Genomic DNA, 18,884 nt, shown 5'->3' on the forward strand with positions numbered 1-18,884 from the left:
CCTTGTTTATGGACAAAAGGTGCTTGAGATAAGGGTTTTCATCCCTGCACGCCCGTTGACATCAGCGCGTCACATGGTCGAACTTCATGCGTAACCTCCGACGCCCCGCAACCGTCGGTGTCCCGCGTCTCCCCCGTCCCCTTGCTCCTACCTCAGGGATGTCCTCATGTCGCGTTCCCTCAACAGACGCCAGTTCCTGTCCGCCGCCACCGGTGTGGCGGCGGCGGCCGTGGCCGGCGGCGGCCTGGGCGCCGGCGTCGCCCAGGCGGCACCGAGCACGTACACACCGGACTGGAACTCGGTCGACCAGCACCCGCCGGCCCCGGAGTGGTTCCAGGACGCGAAGTTCGGGATCTACTTCCACTGGGGCGTCTTCAGCGTTCCCGCCTTCGGCAACGAGTGGTATCCGCGGTCCATGTATCACGCCGGCGACAGCGTGAACCAGCACCACATCGCGACCTACGGCCAGCCCTCCGCATGGCCCTACCACAACTTCATCAACGGGGCGAACGACCTGCAGGGCAACTTCGTCAAGTTCGCGCCGAAGCTGAAGTCGGCCGGCGGGAACTTCGACCCCAACGAATGGGCACAGCTGTTCCTCGACGCCGGCGCCAGGTTCGCCGGCCCGGTCGCCGAGCACCACGACGGCTTCTCCATGTGGGACAGCCAGGTCAACGAGTGGAACTCGGTCAAGAAGGGCCCCGGCCTCGACCTGCTGCAGTTGTTCACCACAGCCATCCGGGCCAAGGGCCTGAAGCTGCTGGTGGCCATGCACCACGCTTACAACTACAACGGCTTCTACGAGTTCGCCCCCGCGCAGACCGACCCCAGCCTCAAGAAGCTGTACGGGCAGCTGGGGGCGACCGCGGAGAACCAGCTCTGGTACGACAAGCTCAAGGAAGTCGTCGACCGCGCCCAGCCCGACATCCTGTGGCAGGACTTCAAGCTGGACGCCGTCGACGAGACGCAGCGCCTGAAGTTCCTGTCCTACTACTACAACCAGGCCAACTCCTGGGGCAAAGAGGTGGTCGCCACCTACAAGGACGGGTTCAACGGCAAGGGCGAGGTCTTCGACTACGAGCGCGGCGGCCCGGGCGACCTCACCAACCCGTACTGGCTGACCGACGACAGCATCTCCAGCTCCAGCTGGTGCTACACGCAAGGCATCGGCTACTACAGCAGCCAGCAGATGCTGCACTCGTTCCTCGACCGGGTCAGCAAGAACGGCAACGTGCTGCTGAACATCGCGCCGATGGCCGACGGCACCATCCCCCAGGCGCAGAAGGACATCCTGCTCGCCATGGGCGACTACCTGAAGCGATTCGGCGAGTCGGTGTACTCGACCCGCGCCTGGACCGTGTACGGCGAGGGCCCGACGAAGATGGGCGGCGGCGCCTTCACCAGTCCGACGGCCGGCACCGCGCAGGACATCCGCTTCACCCGCAACAAGGCCGGCAACGTCCTGTACGCCACCGTCCTGGGCTGGCCCGGCAGCTCGGTGACGATCAAGACGCTCCGCTCGGACCGCATCAACCTCTCCTCGCTGACCTCGGTGAAGCTGCTCGGCTCCACCGCCGGCACCTACATCGACCTGCCCACGCCCACGCAGAACTCCTCCGGCCTCACGGTCACCCTGCCGTCCTCGGCGCCGTACAGCGCGGGCGCCTATGTCCTGAAGCTGGCCTTCTCCGGCGCCATCCCGACGCTGTCGCCGCTCGCCGGCGCGACCGCCTTCACGGACGTCAACTACACCGGCGGCTCGGCCCCGTTGCCCGTCGGCGACTACACCGCGGCCGACCTGAGCGCCGCCGGCCTGGGCACCCGCACCATCTCCAGCCTGCGCCCGGCCCCCGGCTACCAGGTGGTCGGCTACTCCGGCGACAACTTCACCGGCACCGCCTGGACCTTCACCGCCGACAACCCCGACCTCAGGGTCACCGGCAACAACGACCAGATCACTTCGCTGAGGGTCCAGTTCAACCCGGCGACGTACTTCCGGATCACCAACGTCACCGACGGACTCGCCCTGGACAGCGGCGGCAACGTCGCCTCCGGATCCAACCTCAAGCAGTGGAGCTGGGACTCCAGCAACAACCTCCAGTGGCAGGCGGTCGACGTGGGCGGCGGCTACTACAAGCTGGTCAACCGCACCAACGGCATGGTCGCCGACGGCTGGGGCAGCACCGCCGACGGCTCCCCGGCCCAGCAGGCCGCCTGGAACGGCGGCACCAACCAGCAGTGGAAGATCACCCCCCGGGGCGGCAACACCTACACCATCGCCAACCGCACCACCGGCCTGGTCCTCGACGGCGGCGGCAACGTCTCCTCGGGCTCCGTCACCAAGCAGTGGACCAACGGCAGCAGCACCAACCTGCAGTGGACCTTCACGGCGCTGTGACGCCCGCGCCGCCCTGACAACCGCGGCGGGCACGCCCTCGGCCTGCCCGCCGCCTTCACCCCCCCCCGCATCCAAGCCATCCGACCGGGAGTACACCCATGTCGTCAGAGAGAAGACTGTCCCGCCGTACCCTGCTGGGCGCCGCGGGCGCCGCCGTGGCCGCGAGCGCGCTGCCCGTGGTGCCCGGCTTCTCCCGCCTGCTCGACGAGGCCGCCGCCGCAGACCTGCAGACCAACCTCAGCAAGCTGGTCGACATGCGGTTCGGCATGTTCAACCACTTCAACCTGGGCACGTTCACCAACCAGGAGTGGGCCGAACCGAACCAGAATCCCGCTCTGTTCGCCCCCACGGCCGTGGACTGTGCCCAGTGGGCCGACGCCGCCGCGGCGGCGAAGATGAGCTACGGCATCCTGACGACCAAGCACCACGACGGCTTCGCCCTGTGGCCGAGCGCCTACGGCACCCAGAACGTCGCCAACAGCTCCTACAAGCACGACGTGGTGCAGGCGTACTGCGACGCCTTCCGGGCCAAGGGGCTGAGGGTCGGGCTCTACTACTCGATATGGGACCGCACCTTCGGCGTCGAGGCGTGGGAGAGCCGGCACAAGAACGTCGGTCTCGAGACCACCGATGCCATCCAGCCCTCCGACATGACCTTCATCCTGGGCCAGATCACCGAACTGCTCACCAACTACGGCACCATCGACCTCTTCATCACCGACGGCTACGCGTGGCAGATGGGCCAGCAGGCCGTCTCCTACCAGCGGATCCGCGAGCACGTGAAGTCGCTCCAGCCGGACATCGTCATGATCGACCACGGTGCGCTGTCGGTGCCGTTCCTCGGTGACGCGATCTACTTCGAGGAGCCGTTGGGCGTCAGCGCGCCCGCCGGAAACACCTACGCCGCCACGCAGGGGCAGACCATCAGCAACGGCTGGTTCTGGCATCCGGCCACACCGACCGAGAGCCTGATGAGCAAGGACGCGATCCTCTCCCATCTGGCGGACCTGGAACCGAAGTACACCTCCTTCATCCTCAACTGCCCGCCGAACCGCAACGGCAGGCTCGACACCAACATCGTCAACCGGCTCGCCGAGGTCGGCGCGGCCTGGAGCCCCGACACCTCACGCCCGCCGCTGCCGACGCAGATCCTGCGCGCCGAGCACCCCGTCACACCGGTCAGCGCCTACGCGACCGCGTTCCGCACCGGCGAGGGGCCGCTGAACGCCATCGACGGACTGAGCGACCGGAACTACGAGACCTGCTGGTCGACCTGGGGCCTGTCCCCGGCCCTGCCCCACGCGCTCACGATCGACCTGGGCGGGGTGTGGAGCAACGTCTCCACCCTTGAGTACCTGCCCAAGCAGTGGAACCGCACCAACACCACCGACGGCGACATCACGTCGTACACCATCTCCACCAGCACCGACGGCACCAACTTCACCCAGGTCGCCACCGGCACCTGGGCCGGAGACCGCGCCACCAAGGTGGCCGAATGGCCCGCACGGAACGTGGGCTTCGTACGCATCCAGGCCAACACGGCCACCGGCGGCTACGCCAACATCGGCGGCATCCACATCGGCGGCCGCACCGCCAAGCCGGCCCTGGTCTCGAAGGTCCTGCCAGGTGACGGCACGGTCTACCGCATCGTCAACCGCAAGAGCGGCAAGGTCGTCGACGTGTTCAACTTCGGCACCGCCAACGGCACCAACATCCAGCAGTGGCCGTGGCTGAACAACACCGCCCAGAAGTGGACCTTCGCCTCCACCGGCGACGGCTACTACGAGATCAAGAACGTGAACAGCGGCAAGCTGATGGAGGTGGCCGGACTGTCGCGGGTGGACGGCGGGAACGTCGCCATCTATTCGGACAGCAACGTGCCCCAGCAGCACTGGGCGGTCACGCCCACCGGCGACGGCTACTACTACCTCACCAACCGGTTCAGCGGCCTGTCGCTCAACGTCGACGCGGGCTCGACCGCCGACGGGGCCAACGTCAACCAGTTCACCTACACCCGCGCCCCCGAGCAGCAGTGGCAGATCATCGCCCTCTGACACCCCCGACGACGGGCGAGGCCTTCACCGGCAACCGCGGTCGGTGAGGCCCGCCCACCCGGCGAGAGCCAACGGTCAGCGTCTGTCGTGGGCGGCTCGGACCAGGGCGTCGAACAGTCCCTGCTGGGCGGGGTCCTCGTGGGCGGTGTCCTCGGGGTGCCACTGGACGGCGGTGAACCATCCGTGCACTCCGGGGAGTTCGAGCCCCTCCACGGTGCCGTCGGCCGCGCGTGCGCTGACCGCGAGTCCCACGCCGGCCCGGTGGACGCGCTGGTGGTGGTAGCAGGACGCCTCGACCTTCTGCGCGCCGGTGGCCTGCTCCAGCAAGGTGCCGCGCTGGACCGCCACGGGGTGGACGACATGCCGGTGCTCGCGTTCCGGGCCGCCCATGTCCTGCTCCAGGGTGCCGCCGAGGGCGACGTTGACGACCTGGAGTCCTCGGCAGACCGCCAGCAGCGGCAGGCCCAGGTCGAGGGCTGTGCGGGCGACTTCGAGGTCGAAGTCGTCCTGCACGTCGTCCACGTCGTAGACGGTGTCATGGGTGTCGGTGGCGCCGTAGCGGTGCGGGGCGAGGTCGCCGCCGCCGGGGAGGAGGACGCCGTCGAAGCGGGCGAGCCGTTCGGGGACGTCCGCGGTCGCGGGGTGGATGCTCGCCGGTTCGCCGCCCGCCCGCCACACCGCCTCGATCAGTGCGCGGGCGTTGACCTCGGCGGCGTAGCGCAGTGCGGAGGTCGTCGCGGAGAAGCGGGCGGGGATCGCGATCAGGGGTCGGGTCACAGCTGGATCCAGGTGGTCTTCAGTTCGGTGTACTTCTCGATGGCGTGGGCGGACTTGTCGCGGCCGTTGCCGGACTGCTTCATGCCGCCGAAGGGGACGGTCAGGTCGCCCTCCTCGTAGCAGTTGACCCAGACGGTGCCGGCCCTGAGCGCGCGGGAGACCTGGTGGGCGGTGGACAGGTCGGAGGTCCACAGGCCCGCGGCGAGGCCGTACTCGGTGTCGTTGGCCAGCCGGACCGCCTCGTCGAGGTCGTCGAAGGTGAGGACGGACAGGACGGGGCCGAAGATCTCCTCGCGGGCCAGTCGCATGCCGGGGCGCACGTGGTCGAAGACGGTGGGCCGGAGGAAGCTGCCGCCGGTCTCGGCCTGGGTGCGGCCGCCGCCGACGCGCAGGCGGGCGCCTTCCTCGAGGCCGGTCCCGATGTGGCCGAGGACCCGTTCGAGGTGGCTCTCTCCGGCCATCGCGCCCATCTCGGTCGCCGGGTCGAGCGGGTCCCCGACGACCAGTTCCCGGGCCCGCGCCACGATCGCGTCGGTGACCTGTTCGGCGACGGAGGAGTGCACCAGCAGCCGGGAGGGCGCGGTGCACATCTCGCCCTGGTTGAAGAAGATGCCCCAGGCGGCGGTGGCGGCGGCCTTCTCCAGGTCGGGCGCGTCCGGGAAGATGATGTTGGGGGACTTGCCGCCGAGTTCGAGCCAGACCCGCTTGAGGTTGGAGTCGGCCGCGTAGTGCAGGAAGTGACGGCCCACGGCGGTCGAGCCGGTGAAGGCCAGGACGTCGACGTCGGGGTGGAGACCGAGAGCGCGCCCGGCGACGGGGCCCTTGCCGCCCACCACGTTGAGCACACCGGGCGGCAGGCCGGCCTCGGTGGCGAGCCGGCCGAGCAGCAGAGCCGAGAGCGGGGAGTTCTCCGACGGCTTCAGCACGACGGTGCAGCCCGCCGCGAGAGCCGGCGCCACCTTCCAACCGGCCAGCGTCAGGGGGAAGTTCCAGGGCACCACCGCGCCCACGACACCGGCCGGCTCCCGGGTGACCAGTGCCAGGGCATCGGGCGCGGTGTGGGGCGATTCGTCGGTGAGTTTGTCGGCCAGCTGCCCGTACCAGCGGAACGTGTTGATGACGGCGCGCAGCTCGATGCCGTGCGCGTCCGTGACGGGCTTGCCCATCTCCAGGCTGACGGTCAGCGCCAGTTCCTCGCGGTGCTCTTCGAGCAGGTCGGCGACGCGCAGCAGGATCCGGCCGCGGTCGGCCGGTGCGAGGCGGGGCCAGGGGCCGGAGTCGAAGGCCCGGCGGGCGGCGGCGACGGCCGCGTCCACCTCTTGCGTGCCCCCGTCGGCGACCTGGGTCAGCACCTGGCCGTCGCGGGGCGAGACGGCGGCGAAGGTCGCCCCTCCCCCGCCCTCGTCCACGCCGTCGATGTGATGCGCGCCGGCCAGGTCCAGAGCCTTGGCCCGGCGCAGCCATTCCTCGTGGGTGATGTCCAGCATGCAGAACCTCCGAATAGTTTATTTGATTCCAAACGATATGCTGGGGGCTCAGCCGTCACAAGAGTTCACGGATCGATCCCACGAGTCCGTGGACCCCGGGAGGGAGCCCACCGTGCGCGCACTCGTCATCCAGCACGACCACGTGACCGACCCCGGCCCCGTCGGGGCCCGGCTCGTAGAGCGCGGATACGACCTGCACGTCGTGACCGTCGTACCCGAGCACCGCCACCACGCGCCGGACGTCGCCTTCGACTTCCCGGCGGCCGACGGCTGGGACCTGATCGTGTCGCTCGGCGCGCCCTGGTCGGTGTACGACGAGAGCGCCGTGGGCTCCTGGATCGGTGGCGAGCTGGCGCTGTTGCGCAAGGCCCACCACCTCGGTGTCCCGGTGCTCGGCGTCTGTTTCGGCGCGCAGGCGCTGACCACCGCGCTCGGCGGCTCGGTCGAGGCGTCGCCGCGCCCGGAGATCGGCTGGGTCCGGGTCGACACCGACGATCCCCGACTGATCGGCCCGGGCCCGTGGTTCCAGTGGCACTACGACCGCTGCCTCCTGCCGCCCGGGGCCGAGGAGGTGGCCCGTACCTCCGTGTGCACCCAGGCGTTCCGGCTCGGGCGCAGCCTGGGGGTGCAGTTCCATCCGGAGATCACGCCCGCCACCGTGCGCCGGTACCTGGGGCTCGGCGGCGCCGAGCAGTGCCTGCGGCACGGCGTGGATCCCGGGCAGTTGCTCACCCGGACAACGGAGCTGGCGGCGACGGCCCGTGCGAACGCCCGCCGCCTCGTCGACGGATTCCTCGACCAGGTGGCGGGCACGGCCGGCTGACCGTCATGGTGGCCGATCCGGCTGGAAGCCCGGACCGGCCACCCCGTGCGAAGCAGCGTCCTCAGACCTGATCCGTCGCCCGGTCACGCGTCACGCGGGCGGTGACGACGCCGAGGATCAGGACCAGCGGAACGGCCAGTTCGAGCCAGGCCGCCGTGGTCGAGTCGCCGCCGATGAGGGTCGTGAAGTTGGCCAGGATCAGCCAGATCGCACCGGCGATGCCGAGCGCGCCCAGGATGGGGGCGATCAGAGTGTTCCAGGGGCGGGTATCCAGCCGCTCGCGCCGGAAGAACACCACCACGGACACGGAGGTCAGCAAGTACAGGAGCATGATCCCCAGCACGGCCACTCCGCTGAACCACGAGAAGAGGGTCAGCACCGGGTCCTTCCCCAGCAGCGCGAAGGGCATGACGAGCAGCAGCGAGAGCACGGTCTGCACGCTGCCGGCCGCCCACGGGGCGTGACGTCGGTTGGTCGCGGTCAGCCCGTGGGGCAGCAGGCCGTCGCGGCCGAGGGAGAAGAGGTAGCGGTTGGCGGAGTTGTGGAAGGCCAGGAGGCCGGCGAAGAGGGAGGTCGCCAGGAGGATCGGCAGGACGTCGCCCACCCATGCGCCGAACTGCGCGGTGATCGGTCCGAAGACCCATGCCGTGGCGTCACCGTTCGCCAGCGCCTTGCCGGCCTCACCGGTGGCGCGGGAGGCGCCGTGGGCGGAGACCAGCATCCACGAGGTGAAGGCGAAGAAGCCGGTAATCACGGCGACGGAGAGGTACGTGGCCCGGGGCACTGTCCTGCGCGGCTCGCGCGCCTCCTCGCCGTAGATGGCGGTGGCCTCGAAGCCGAACATCGACGCGACGGCGAACATCAGGGCGACGCCGGGAGCGCCCTGGAGCGCGGCGTGCGGCGAGAAGCTGTCGGCGAAGCCCAGCCCCTCGGGGCCGCCGCCCTTGAAGAGGGTGACCAGGGCGAAGACGAGCAGGATGCTGAACTCGGCCAGGACGAACACGGCCAGCACCTTGGCCCCCATCTCGATGCCGGCCGCACCGAGGATCTGGACGATCGCCATGGTGACCAGGACCCAGACCCACCACGGGGCGTTCAGACCGGTGTACTGCTCCACCAGGGCGCTGACGGTCGATCCGTACAGCCCGTACATGGCCGCCTGGACCGCACAGTAGGCGAAGAGCGCGACACCGGCGCTGCCGGATCCGGTCGGACGGCCGAGCCCCTTGCCGATGTACGTGTAGAAGGCGCCGGCGTCCACGACATGGCGCCCCATGGCGACGAAGCCCACGGAGAACAGCAGGATGACGATCCCGGCCCCGGCATAGGCGGCGGGCGCACCCGCGCCGTTGCCGATGGCGACGGCGATGGGCACGGCCCCGGCGATGCCGGTCAGGGGGGCCTGGGCGGAGAGGACGAAGAAGAGGATGCCCAGGACGCCGAGGGAGTTGGGCTTGAGTCGGCCAGCGGTGGGTTCGTCCTGCACGGTCTGGTTTCTCTGGACCGTTTGACTGTCCACGGGGATCACCTGCCAGGGAGCGGAGCGACGGAGGTTTGTTTTGGAGCCAAACGAGTTGCCTCATAGTGGAGGTGGAACTATCCACATGACAAGGGGTTGAGCGATGATTTTCCGCCGCCGCCCCGCTTCTTACACAGCCGTAACCGGCTCACTCGTGGACGGTGATGGCCTGCAGCGGGCAGACGTCCGCGGCTTCCTGCACCTCGTCGACGTTCGCCGCGTCCAGCTCCGCGGTGTACAGCTCGGTGGCCTCGTTCCGCAGGGACAGGCGTCCCTGCTCGTCCAGGGCGAAGAGTTCGGGGGCGGCGTAGACGCACTGGCCGTGGTCCTGGCACTTCTTGAGGTCGACTTCGACGCGCATGGTGACTCCTGGGTGTGGTGCCGTGCTGTGTGCTGAGCGGGAAAGGCCGGGGTGCGGTCAGCGCAGCCGGATCGGCAGATGGGCGATGCTGCGCAGGAACTCGGTGTGGGTGAAGGTGGGCTCGCCCGCGAGTTCGATCGCGCTGAAGCGGTTGACCAGCGTCGTGAAGACGACGTCGGCCTGTGCGCGGGCGAGCACCTGTCCCGCGCAGCCGTGCTGGCCGGAGCCGAAGGCCAGGTGCTGGCTCGCGACGGCCGGACGGGTGTGGTCGAAGCGGTCCGGGTCGGGGAACGCCTCCGGGTCGCGGTTGGCGGAGCCGATGAGCAGGACGAGGACCTCGTCGGCGGGCACGGTCGTGTCGCCGATGACCGTTTCCTGGGTGGTGAGGCGCGAGACCATCTGCTCGGGGGTCTCGATGCGCAGCACCTCGTTGATGAAGCCGGGCCGGATGTCCGGCTGGTCGCGGTAGATCCCGAGGTACTCGGGGTGTTCGGCCAGGTGCCGGATGCCTTGCACGATGAGGTGCTTGATGTCCAGGTGGCCGACGGCGAAGAAGAGCAGGATCGAGAAGACGACCTCGTTCTCGCTCATGTTCCCCGCGTCCTGCTCGGCGAGGAAGTGGTCGATCAGTCCGCTGCCGGGCTGCGCGCGCTTGTGGCCGATCAGGGCACGGATGTGCTGCTCGTACCACTCGAAGGCTTCGCCGGTGACCCGCCAGTCGTCCTCGTCGGACCCGGGCCCGAGGCTGACGCCGATGTCGTAGGTGGCCTTCTGGATCTCCAGCATCTTCGTGGGCTCGACGCCGAAGATGTGACAGATGGTCTCGAAGGTGGAGCGCAGGGCGAGGTCGTCCACCGCGTCGAGCGTGCCGCCCGCCTCGACCGCCTTGTCGAGTGCGGCGTCCACGGACGCCTGCATCACCTTGGACCAGTCCTCGACCGCCTTGGGTGTGAACCAGCGGTTGGTGATGCGGCGCAGCCGGGTGTGGTCGGGGGCGTCCTGGCCGAGCACCGTGTCGTGCAGCGGATCGGCCACGCCGAAATCGAGCTTGCGGACACTCAGGGTGGGGTTGCGGATCAGCTTCGCGACGTCCTCGTAGCGGGACACCACGTACACGCCGATCGGATGCCGGTAGACGGGCGCGTACGTGCGGAGCCGGGCGTAGTACGGAGCGGGGTTCGCGCGGTAGGCCGGGTCGCGGAACGGGAGCAGCTCGGCTGCGGGAGCCTCGATGGTCATGGTGGTCTCCTAGGGATGCATGGCGGCCGCAGGGCGGTCCCTGCCATGCAGGCGAGAATTATCCATCTGGAAAGCTGCGTCAATGATTCCGGCACCCGTAACCAACTCTTTACTCGTACGGAATCAAACGAGATCAGGGCGCCGCACAGCGAAAGGCTCCGGACGCCGAACGTCCGGAGCCAGAGAACAAGCAGGTCAGAGGGGTCTTTCAGCCGTCCTCGGCGGTACGGTCGCCGACAGCGTCTCCGTCGGCGTCGAGAAGCCGCAGCAAAGAGCGCAGCTCGTCCAGTGCGGCATCCGTGACGTCGGGCTCACCGAGGACGAGCTGGTGCAGTACGAGGCCGTCGAGCGCGGCGAAGACCAACCGGGTCAGTGCCTTGTCCGCGCCGGCGGGCAGCATGCGGGTCAGTTCGCGCCGGGTGGCGTCGAAGTACTCGTCGTACAGCGCGCGGATCTGGGGCAGCAGCTCCGGGCGGCGGCGCGATTCCAGCAGCAGCTCGTACTGGAACGCCTGGAGGTCCGGATCCGCCGTGACCATCTCCGACAGCCCCGCCGAGAAGTCCGCGACCTTGCCGGTACCCGGTTCGAGCGCACTGGTGCTCAGCGAGGTGCGGATGGTGTGGGCGAGGGTCTCCTCGATCAGGGCATCGCGCGAACCGAAGTGGTGCACCACGAGGCCGTGCGTGACCCCGGCCTCCTCCGCGACGGCCCGGTAGGTGAGCCGGCGCAGGCCACCCCGCGCCACCACACGCACGGCGGCGTTCAGCAGGGCCTCCCGGCCCTCGCCGTACTGCAGGCGCTTGCGTGAGGGCCGGCTCTTGGGGGCGTCGGTGGACTCGGTCATGGGGGCGACCCTACCTGGGCGGGCGGCCGCACCGGACGCCTCGGTCGGCAGGCCCGGTGCGGCGCCGTCTCATGGGCGTTTGTCAGCGCCTGGGCGGCCGGATGCCGCGGAACTCCCAGTCGCCGCCGAGCGCCGTGGACAGCACTTCCTCGGACTCGGTGGGCTGGGCACCGACGTCGGCACGGACGGGAGTCGGGCCGGTCACGATGCGGTTCGTCAGCCGGCCGAGCCCCTCCACCTCCACCTCCACCACGTCCCCCGGCTGGACGGGGCGGGAGTTGGCGGGGGTGCCGGACAGCAGCACGTCGCCCGGGTAGAGGGTGATGGTGCGGGCGATGTCGGCGACGAGGTAGTGCATGTCCCACTTCATCTCGTCGGTCGAACCGTCCTGCACCACCTCGCCGTTGACGTAGGTGCGCAGGCTCTTGCCGCGGAAGTCCCAGTCGGTGACCAGGCCGGGGCCGAGTGGGCAGAGGGTGTCCGAGCCCTTCACGCGGAGCATGGAACCGGCGTCGGTGTCACGGAAGTCGTGCAGGCCGTAGTCGTTGGCGATCGTGTAGCCGGCGATGTACTCCCCCGCCTCGGCCGGGGAGATGTTCCGCGCGGTCCGCCCGATGACGATGGCGACCTCTCCCTCGTAGTTGAGCCACTTGCAGCCCTCGGGGCGGACGATGGCGCCCTGGTGCGAGTTGAGGGAGGAGGTCGGCTTGTGGAAGTACGTGGGAGTGTCGGGCAGGTCGATCTGGAACTCGTCGACGCGGCTGCGGTGGTTGAGGTGGACGGCGATCACCTTCGACGGCACGACCGGCGGCAGGTGCTGTGCGTCCTCGGTCTTGACGCGGCGGCCGTCACCGGCGACGAGTTCGTCGCCGTCGACGGTGACCTGGACGGCGGCGCCGTCGAGGAGGATGCGGCGGTATTCGGGCATGTTCCGGGCTCCTAGATACGACTGTGAGGGGTGCGCGGGGCGGGGGTTGCGGACGGGCCGGTGCCGGTCCAGCCGTCGGCCGGGCGGTCGAACCACAGGTGGACCTGACCGGTGCCGATGGAGTTCTCGTACTCGCCGTACTGGCGGGCCCTGGCGACGCACGCCTGTTCGCCGAGGGCGCCGGCCATCATCAGGTAGTGGAAGAACTTCGCCTCGGGCTTGTACGTCCAGAACTCCGGCATGGTGTCGAGGACCTTGTCGTGGCGGCCCTCCTTGAACCAGGCGATGCGCTCGTGGTCGGCCTCGCGCGCTTCCGGCGTGAAGATGTGGACGGGGTCGCTCGACTCGTGGTCGCGCAGTTCGCGCAGCGGCCAGAAGGTGTGAGACAGCGCACCGGAGGCGATGAGCAGGACCCGGCGGCCCGGGGTGGCGGCGATGCCGTCAGCCAGGGCACGGCCGAGGCGCAGGTGGTCCTCCATGTCGCCGGTCTGGCAGACGCCGATGGTCACCCACCGCTTGTCGGGCAGCCCCTCGCCGAGGAACTTCCAGAGGTTGATGGTGGCGTAGTAGATCGGCAGGTAGTCGTCCTCAATCGCGGTGATCCAGGTGCCGTGCTTGTCGGCGAACTTCTCGATGTTGTGGGCGAGTTCGGGGTCGCCCGGGAAGTCGTACGGCATACGGCACATGCCGCGCGGCAGCTCCTCGGAGGTGAACAGGCCGGCCCTGCGCGCCTGCGCGGTGACGACGAACTCGACCGTCGTGGCCCAGTGGGAGTCCAGGACGACGACGGTGTCGTAGTCGTCGCGCTCGAAGACGTCCTTGCGGAGCTGGTGCAGGCCGGTGACGAGGGTGATCTCCTTGCCCTCGTTGAGCTCCAGCCGGGTCTCCTCGGGAAGCACGATGGTGGGGACGTGGGCGAGCAGGCCCGCCCCGACGATCTCACCCATGGTTCCTCCAACCGTTGGGCGCGGTCACGGTGTTCTTCACGTCGCAGTAGAAGTCGAAGCTCCAGGTGCCGCCTTCGCGGCCGACGCCGGAGTGGCGGGAGCCGCCGAAGGGCGCCTGGAGGTCGCGGACGAAGAAGCAGTTGGTCCAGACGGTGCCCGCGACCAGCTGTGCGGTGACGCGTTCGGCGCGCTCGGGGTCACCGGTGGCGAGGGTGGCGGCCAGCCCGAAGCGGGTGTCGTTGGCGAGGCGGACGGCCTCGTCCTCGTCTGTGAAGGTCTGCAGGGTCAGGACCGGTCCGAAGACCTCCTCCTGCACGATCTCCGAGTCCTGGGCGACGTCGGTGAGGAGGGTCGGCGCGTAGTACTGACCGTCCTTTCGGTGACCGCCGATGACCGCGCGGGCCCCGGCCGCGATCGCCCGCTGCACGAACCCGTCGATCTTCTCCAGCTGGCGCGGGTGGATGTTGGGGCCGATGTCGGTGGCCTCGTCACGCGGGTCGCCCTGGGTGAGCTGCGCGGCCTTCTCGACGAAGCGGCGGGTGAACTCCTCGGCGACCGACTCCTGGACCAGGAAGCGCGTTGCGGCCAGGCACACCTGCCCGGCGTTGTCGTACTGCTCCACCGCCAGGTCGACCGCGAGGTCCAGGTCGGCGTCGGCGAACACCAACAGGGGTGACTTGCCGCCGAGTTCGAGGCTGAGCGGGGTCAGGTTGGCGGCAGCCGAGGCCGAGATCCGCTTCGCCGTCGGCACGGAGCCGGTGAAGCTGATGCGGCGCACGTCGGGGTGCGAGGTCAGGGCGTCACCGATCTCCGAGCCGTAGCCCTGGACGACGTTCAGCACTCCGGCCGGCAGCCCGGCCTCGGCGGCGATGTCGGCGAGCAGGGAGGCGGTCAGCGGGGTCCACTCTGCGGGCTTGAGGACGACCGTGTTTCCGGCGGCGAGAGCGGGGGCGACCTTCCACGTGGCCAGCATCAGGGGGGCGTTCCAGGGGGTGATCAGCACGGAGGGGCCCGCCGGGTCCCAGCTGACGTGGTTGGTGTGCCCGCGCGTCTCGAAGTCCTCGTGCTCCAGCTTCAGCAGCCAGTCCGCGAAGAAGCGGAAGTTATGGGCGACGCGGGGCATGACGCCCCGGCGGTGGGAGCGGAGCAGGGCGCCGTTGTCGGTGGTCTCGACGATGGCGAGCTCTTCCAGCCGCTTCTCGACGCCGTCGGCGATCGCGTGCAGGACGCGGGCGCGTTCGGCGCGGGGGGTGGCGGCCCAGGCCGGGAAGGCGGCCTTCGCCCCGGCCACCGCGGCCGCGGCCTCCATGGCGGTGCCCCGGGAGATCTCCCCCAGGACGCTGCCGTCGATCGGCGAGACATCGGTGAACGTCTCGGTGGAGGCGACGCGCTCGCCGCCGATCCAGTGCCGGGTGTCGACGGCGACCCCGGCCACCGTGAGGGTGTGCTCGGTCATGTCCGGTCTCCAAGTCCTTTGGTGCGTAAGGGGGCTACTCGGCGCCGGACGTGCCGGACTCCAGCAGTCGGCCGCCGTCCCAGACGACGCCGACCTGCCGGTAGTAGGCGGCGATCGGCTCGCGGATCTCCAGGCGTGCCAGTTCCTCGGTGGGTGCTTCGAACAGCTCCAGCTCGGCGTCGCCGCGCCACGGCTGCCCGCCCTCGAAGGAGGCGGCGCCGGACTCGATCAGCTCGTCGAGCGCCAGGCCCTTGCCCTTCTCGATGGAGGGCAGCCAGCGGTGGTGGGCCATGGGGTGGGCGTTGACGAAGCCGTTGGTCTCGGACGGTTCGCGCAGGGTGACCACGGCCTGGGCCAGCCGCCGGTCGGCGGCCGCCAGGGTCGCGCCGAAACGAGCGCCGGCTTCGATGCGCGGGGCGGGCCCGTACGGGTGCGGGCGGGTCTGGTGGATCGAGCCGAGCTTCTTCGGATAGCCCTGGTGCAGTCCGCGCGCGATGGCGAAGTCCTTGTCGACCCAGATGTACACGCAGCGGGTGTAGGTCTGCCCCCGGTACTTGCAGCGCACGACCGCGAACGCCTCCTTGTACTGGGCCAGTACGGGGTCCAGCAGCTCCTGGCCGGAACCCGAGCAGGACTGCCAGTCGGCCCAGATCAGCGCCACGGCGCCCGGGTTCTCGTCCGCCAACTCCAGCGGCTCGGGCAGCAGTTCGCGCACCCGCGCGGGATCCGTGCGGTACTCGACGGTCAGCAGGTCGCCGGAGTAGCGCCACGGCGGGGACGGGATCAGCGAGGAGGCACCGCTCGCCGTCTTGGGGTGGAAGTAACCACGGACAGTGGACATGAAGGGGTTCCTTACGCGGTGAGGGCGGGCTGCTTGAGCAACTGGGCGCGATAGCGGGCGGCGCCCATCGCGGCGGCCTGGCCGCCGAGCGCGACGACGCCGACGAGTTGACCTGCCGTGTGGTAGCCGACGAGGACGTCACCGTCGGGGTCGCCGTCCAGGATCCGGACGTCGTCCTTGCCGAGTACGGGCGCGCCGAAGGACTGCAGCCGGAAGTCGTGCTGGTCGCTCCAGAACGTCGGCAGCGGGGCGAAGGGCACCAACTCCCCGTCTGTGCCGGTGAGATGGGCGACGAGGGCCTTCGCGGCGTGCTTGGCCGTGTCGGTGGGGATCGACCAGTGCTCGACCCGGCGGGCTACGCCGTCGTAGCGGGCGTTGGGGAAGCGGGCGACGTCGCCGACCGCGACGACCTCCGGCCGTCCTCCGACCCGCAGCCGCTCGCAGGTGAGGACGCCGTCACTGAGGTCGAGGCCGTTGCCCTCCAGCCACTCGGTGTTGGCCACGGAGCCGACGGACTCCACGACCACGTCGGCGGGCAGCACGCTGCCGTCGCTCAGCACGACTCCGGTGACCCGGTCCTCGCCCTCGAAGCCGGACACTCCGGTGCCGAGCGCGAAGCGCACCCCGCGTTCCTCGTGCCGCTTCAGCAGCGCGCGGCCGAGCAGTTCGCCGAGCGGGCCGACCATGGGCAGGGGGAACGGGTCGACGACGGTCACCTCGCGGACGCCGAGGCCCACGGCGGTGGCGGCGACCTCGCAGCCGATGAAGCCGGCGCCGACCACGACCACGCGGGCATCGGGGCGGGTCAGCTCGTCGCGCAGGCCCTGGGCGTCGGCCAGGGTGCGGACGGTGTGGCGGCCGGTGAGCGGTCCGGGGCAGCGCAGGCGCCGGGGCCGCATGCCGGTGGCGACGACCAGTCCGTCGTACGAGATCGCCGAGCCGTCGTCGAGTGCGACGACGCGCCGGTCGAGGTCGGCCGCGACGACCTTCGTGCCCAGCCGCCACTCCACGTCGGCGGCGGCTGCCTTCGGTGTGAAGGCGAGCGACTCGAAGGGGGCCTTGCCGGCCAGCACCTCCTTGGACAGCGGGGGCCGGTTGTAGGGCATGTGGGGCTCGTCGCCGATGACGGTGATCGTCCCGGTCCAGCCCGCGGCGCGCAGCTGTTCGGCGGCACGCAGGCCGCCCATGGAGCCGCCGGCGACGACGACCCGACCGCTCGTGGGCGCGGTCATGGCCGTCATCCCTCGATCCGGATGGCCTGCAGCGGACACACGTCGGCGGCCTCTTCGACCTCGTCGCGCAGCGCGTCGTCGGGGTCGGACACGTACACCAGGTGTCCTTCGTCGTCCATCGAGAAGACGTCGGGGGCGGCGAAGACGCACTGGCCGTGGTCCTGGCACTTGTTCATGTCGACGACGACCTTCATGGCGGTCCTCCTGAGGGGTGAGGCGTCGGAGCAGGAAGAGAGGGGGAGGAAGAGACGGGCCCGGCCCGGGTCGAGCCGGGCCCGTCGGCCAAAGGGGGCGAAATTCAGCGGATGCCGCACCCCTCACTCGTTTGGCTTCAAACAAGATAGGAAGCCTCCGGACCCTGGTCAATACCTGTCCAGATGGATAACTTTTTTCCACCAGCCCCTTGCGGGGCGGCAACCCTCTCCATATCGTTCGGGATCAAATGATTAGCCCGGGAGTGCCTCTCCGCCGCCCCGGCTCCCCCTCCTCCGCACCCCCTCCCCCAGTGCCCCGGCACCGGGAGTCCCTTCCTTCCGCCAAGGAGACACTGGTGAGCGCATCCGACACCTCAGACATCCGCCGGCACATGGAGCGGCTCGCAGCCGCGGGCGTCGACGTGGTCCGCGTGGTCTACCCCGACCTGATCGGTACCGACCGCGCCCGCGAGGTGCTGCTGGACCATCTGCCGGCGGCCTGCGAACACGGCCTCGCCTTCTGCCGGGCCGTCTACCACACCACCCCGCAGGGCGACGTGGTCCCGGTCGCGGGCGGTCTGGACGCCGGCCTGCCGGACGTGACCGTACGCCCCGACCTGTCCACCCTGGCCGTCCTGCCCTGGGAGCCCGGTGTCGCCACCTGTCTCGGCGAGGTCACCGACCCGGCGACCGGTGCCCCGGCACCCGAGTCCTCCCGCGACCTGCTGCGCACCGTTCTGGCCCGCTGCGGCGAGCAGGGGCTGCGCCCCGTGGTCGGCCCCGAGCTGGAGTACTTCCTGCTGGAGGCCGCCCCCGGCTCGCCCACCGGCTGGCGCCGCTCACCGGAGGCCGCCGGCGCCGTCTACACCGCGGGCCTGCGCGCCGACCCCGACAACCACCTGCTGCGCACGCTGCGGGCGCTGCGCGACCTGGGGCTCGGTGTCGTCACCGGCAACCACGAGTTCGACGGCGGCCAGTACGAGATCAACCTGACCCATTCCGCCGCCCTCGACGCCGCCGACCGCGCCTTCCGCTTCAAGGCGGCCGTCAAGGAACTGGCCCGCAAGGAGGGCAACCTCGCCACCTTCATGGCCAAGCCGTTCGGCGACGCGGGCGGCTCCGGCTTCCACCTCCACCTGTCCTGCAACGACGCCGACGGCGACAACGCCTTCGACGACCCGGCCGGCTCCTACGGCCTGTCCGCCACGGCCCGGCACGCCATCGCGGGCATTCTCGCCCACGCGCCCGCGCTCGCGGCCCTGGCCAACCCCACCGTGAACTCCTACAAGCGCTTCGGCCCGGACACCCTCGCGCCCTGGCTCATCGACTGGGGGCTCGACAACCGCAGCGCCATGGTCCGCATCCCGCCGGAACGCGGCGGCGGGGCGCGGCTGGAACTGCGGCTCGGCGACGCGAGCGCCAACCCGTACCTGCTGATCGCCGGCACGATCGCCGCCGCGCTGCTCGGCGTCCAGGCCGGCGAGGAACCGCCCGCCCCGCTGGAGGGCTACGGCTACGACACCTCCCGTGCCGCCCTGCTGCCCCACAGTCTGTCGGCCGCGCTCGACGCGCTGGAGGCGGACACCGCCCTGACCGATCTGCTCGGCAAGGACTTCACCACGTCCTTCCTCACCTACAAGCGCGATGAGCTCGAACGCTTCGGGCGGCACGTCACCGACTGGGAGTTCACCGAGTACGCCTACCACCTCTGAGCCCGCCCCACCTGTAAGCCCGCTCGCCCGTCTGCAAACCCGCCCCGAGCCCTCGCCCGAAGGAACCCGCCC

Annotated in this window: 16 protein-coding genes; 4 read left to right on the forward strand and 12 right to left on the reverse strand. The window is 70.0% G+C overall.

All coding sequences use genetic code 11. From position 1 onward, the window contains the following. Nucleotides 1–166 precede the first annotated feature (166 nt). A complete protein-coding gene (locus tag ACFUO4_RS00775; protein WP_383478260.1) occupies nt 167–2,398 on the forward strand; it encodes an alpha-L-fucosidase in 2,232 nt (743 codons plus the stop codon). A gap of 98 nt (nt 2,399–2,496) precedes the next feature. Next, the gene (locus ACFUO4_RS00780) at nt 2,497–4,452 is read left to right on the forward strand and encodes an RICIN domain-containing protein (RefSeq protein ID WP_383478263.1); all 1,956 of its coding nucleotides are present in this window, start codon (nt 2,497–2,499) and stop codon (nt 4,450–4,452) included. 75 nt (nt 4,453–4,527) lie between these two features. Here ACFUO4_RS00780 and ACFUO4_RS00785 read toward each other — a convergent pair whose 3' ends face one another. Together ACFUO4_RS00785 and ACFUO4_RS00790 are read right to left on the reverse strand one after the other, a co-directional pair. Beyond that, entirely contained in the window at nt 4,528–5,229 is a 702-nt protein-coding gene (locus ACFUO4_RS00785) for a gamma-glutamyl-gamma-aminobutyrate hydrolase family protein (RefSeq protein ID WP_383478266.1), read from the reverse strand. Next, on the reverse strand, nt 5,226–6,716 hold the full coding sequence (locus ACFUO4_RS00790; protein WP_383478269.1) for an aldehyde dehydrogenase: 1,491 nt from the start codon (nt 6,714–6,716) through the stop codon (nt 5,226–5,228). Before ACFUO4_RS00790 ends, ACFUO4_RS00785 begins: the two co-directional genes overlap by 4 nt. Before the next feature lie 112 nt (nt 6,717–6,828). Between ACFUO4_RS00790 and ACFUO4_RS00795 the strand changes: the two genes are divergently transcribed. Further along, on the forward strand, nt 6,829–7,539 hold the full coding sequence (locus ACFUO4_RS00795; RefSeq protein WP_383478271.1) for a type 1 glutamine amidotransferase: 711 nt from the start codon (nt 6,829–6,831) through the stop codon (nt 7,537–7,539). A 61-nt stretch (nt 7,540–7,600) separates the two neighbouring features. Here ACFUO4_RS00795 and ACFUO4_RS00800 read toward each other — a convergent pair whose 3' ends face one another. From ACFUO4_RS00800 to ACFUO4_RS00845, 10 genes are all read right to left on the reverse strand, one after another. After that, nucleotides 7,601–9,058, reverse strand: a complete 1,458-nt coding sequence (locus tag ACFUO4_RS00800) for an APC family permease (RefSeq protein ID WP_079307266.1) — start codon at nt 9,056–9,058, stop codon at nt 7,601–7,603. A 148-nt stretch (nt 9,059–9,206) separates the two neighbouring features. Continuing rightward, nucleotides 9,207–9,419, reverse strand: a complete 213-nt coding sequence (locus tag ACFUO4_RS00805) for a ferredoxin (protein WP_079307264.1) — start codon at nt 9,417–9,419, stop codon at nt 9,207–9,209. A 57-nt stretch (nt 9,420–9,476) separates the two neighbouring features. Next, nucleotides 9,477–10,658, reverse strand: a complete 1,182-nt coding sequence (locus tag ACFUO4_RS00810) for a cytochrome P450 (RefSeq protein WP_383478275.1) — start codon at nt 10,656–10,658, stop codon at nt 9,477–9,479. A 208-nt stretch (nt 10,659–10,866) separates the two neighbouring features. Next, nucleotides 10,867–11,502 (reverse strand): TetR/AcrR family transcriptional regulator, encoded by a 636-nt coding sequence (locus tag ACFUO4_RS00815; RefSeq protein WP_383478278.1) that lies wholly within the window; start codon nt 11,500–11,502, stop codon nt 10,867–10,869. Nucleotides 11,503–11,584: 82 nt separating this feature from the next. Next, on the reverse strand, nt 11,585–12,430 hold the full coding sequence (locus ACFUO4_RS00820; RefSeq protein WP_079307259.1) for a fumarylacetoacetate hydrolase family protein: 846 nt from the start codon (nt 12,428–12,430) through the stop codon (nt 11,585–11,587). A gap of 11 nt (nt 12,431–12,441) precedes the next feature. Further along, the gene (locus ACFUO4_RS00825) at nt 12,442–13,377 is read right to left on the reverse strand and encodes a 3,4-dihydroxyphenylacetate 2,3-dioxygenase (protein WP_383478281.1); all 936 of its coding nucleotides are present in this window, start codon (nt 13,375–13,377) and stop codon (nt 12,442–12,444) included. Next, the gene (locus ACFUO4_RS00830; protein WP_383478284.1) at nt 13,370–14,833 is read right to left on the reverse strand and encodes an aldehyde dehydrogenase; all 1,464 of its coding nucleotides are present in this window, start codon (nt 14,831–14,833) and stop codon (nt 13,370–13,372) included. The genes ACFUO4_RS00825 and ACFUO4_RS00830 overlap by 8 nt, the downstream gene beginning before the upstream one ends. 34 nt (nt 14,834–14,867) lie before the next feature. Continuing rightward, the gene (locus ACFUO4_RS00835; RefSeq protein ID WP_383478286.1) at nt 14,868–15,674 is read right to left on the reverse strand and encodes an acetoacetate decarboxylase family protein; all 807 of its coding nucleotides are present in this window, start codon (nt 15,672–15,674) and stop codon (nt 14,868–14,870) included. Nucleotides 15,675–15,685: 11 nt separating this feature from the next. Beyond that, nucleotides 15,686–16,906, reverse strand: coding sequence for an NAD(P)/FAD-dependent oxidoreductase (locus tag ACFUO4_RS00840; RefSeq protein ID WP_383478288.1), 1,221 nt, complete (start codon nt 16,904–16,906; stop codon nt 15,686–15,688). Nucleotides 16,907–16,911: 5 nt separating this feature from the next. Continuing rightward, nucleotides 16,912–17,100, reverse strand: coding sequence for a ferredoxin (locus tag ACFUO4_RS00845; protein ID WP_079307251.1), 189 nt, complete (start codon nt 17,098–17,100; stop codon nt 16,912–16,914). A gap of 356 nt (nt 17,101–17,456) precedes the next feature. Here ACFUO4_RS00845 and ACFUO4_RS00850 point away from each other — a divergent pair, with 356 nt between their 5' ends. After that, nucleotides 17,457–18,812 (forward strand): glutamine synthetase family protein, encoded by a 1,356-nt coding sequence (locus ACFUO4_RS00850; RefSeq protein ID WP_383478292.1) that lies wholly within the window; start codon nt 17,457–17,459, stop codon nt 18,810–18,812. The last annotated feature ends 72 nt before the right edge of the window (nt 18,813–18,884 follow it).

The organism is Streptomyces sp. NPDC057280 (genome assembly GCF_042668605.1).
In the GTDB taxonomy this organism is placed as follows: domain Bacteria; phylum Actinomycetota; class Actinomycetes; order Streptomycetales; family Streptomycetaceae; genus Streptomyces.

What these genes read in the sequence shown, in the direction of transcription:
- ACFUO4_RS00830 (WP_383478284.1), bottom strand. Translation starts at nt 14,833, where the DNA reads ATGACCGAGCACACCCTCACGGTGGCCGGGGTCGCCGTCGACACCCGG.
- ACFUO4_RS00775 (WP_383478260.1), top strand. Translation starts at nt 167, where the DNA reads ATGTCGCGTTCCCTCAACAGACGCCAGTTCCTGTCCGCCGCCACCGGT.
- ACFUO4_RS00780 (WP_383478263.1), top strand. Translation starts at nt 2,497, where the DNA reads ATGTCGTCAGAGAGAAGACTGTCCCGCCGTACCCTGCTGGGCGCCGCG.
- ACFUO4_RS00805 (WP_079307264.1), bottom strand. Translation starts at nt 9,419, where the DNA reads ATGCGCGTCGAAGTCGACCTCAAGAAGTGCCAGGACCACGGCCAGTGC.
- ACFUO4_RS00820 (WP_079307259.1), bottom strand. Translation starts at nt 12,430, where the DNA reads ATGCCCGAATACCGCCGCATCCTCCTCGACGGCGCCGCCGTCCAGGTC.
- ACFUO4_RS00840 (WP_383478288.1), bottom strand. Translation starts at nt 16,906, where the DNA reads ATGACCGCGCCCACGAGCGGTCGGGTCGTCGTCGCCGGCGGCTCCATG.
- ACFUO4_RS00815 (WP_383478278.1), bottom strand. Translation starts at nt 11,502, where the DNA reads ATGACCGAGTCCACCGACGCCCCCAAGAGCCGGCCCTCACGCAAGCGC.
- ACFUO4_RS00810 (WP_383478275.1), bottom strand. Translation starts at nt 10,658, where the DNA reads ATGACCATCGAGGCTCCCGCAGCCGAGCTGCTCCCGTTCCGCGACCCG.
- ACFUO4_RS00790 (WP_383478269.1), bottom strand. Translation starts at nt 6,716, where the DNA reads ATGCTGGACATCACCCACGAGGAATGGCTGCGCCGGGCCAAGGCTCTG.
- ACFUO4_RS00835 (WP_383478286.1), bottom strand. Translation starts at nt 15,674, where the DNA reads ATGTCCACTGTCCGTGGTTACTTCCACCCCAAGACGGCGAGCGGTGCC.
- ACFUO4_RS00845 (WP_079307251.1), bottom strand. Translation starts at nt 17,100, where the DNA reads ATGAAGGTCGTCGTCGACATGAACAAGTGCCAGGACCACGGCCAGTGC.
- ACFUO4_RS00825 (WP_383478281.1), bottom strand. Translation starts at nt 13,377, where the DNA reads ATGGGTGAGATCGTCGGGGCGGGCCTGCTCGCCCACGTCCCCACCATC.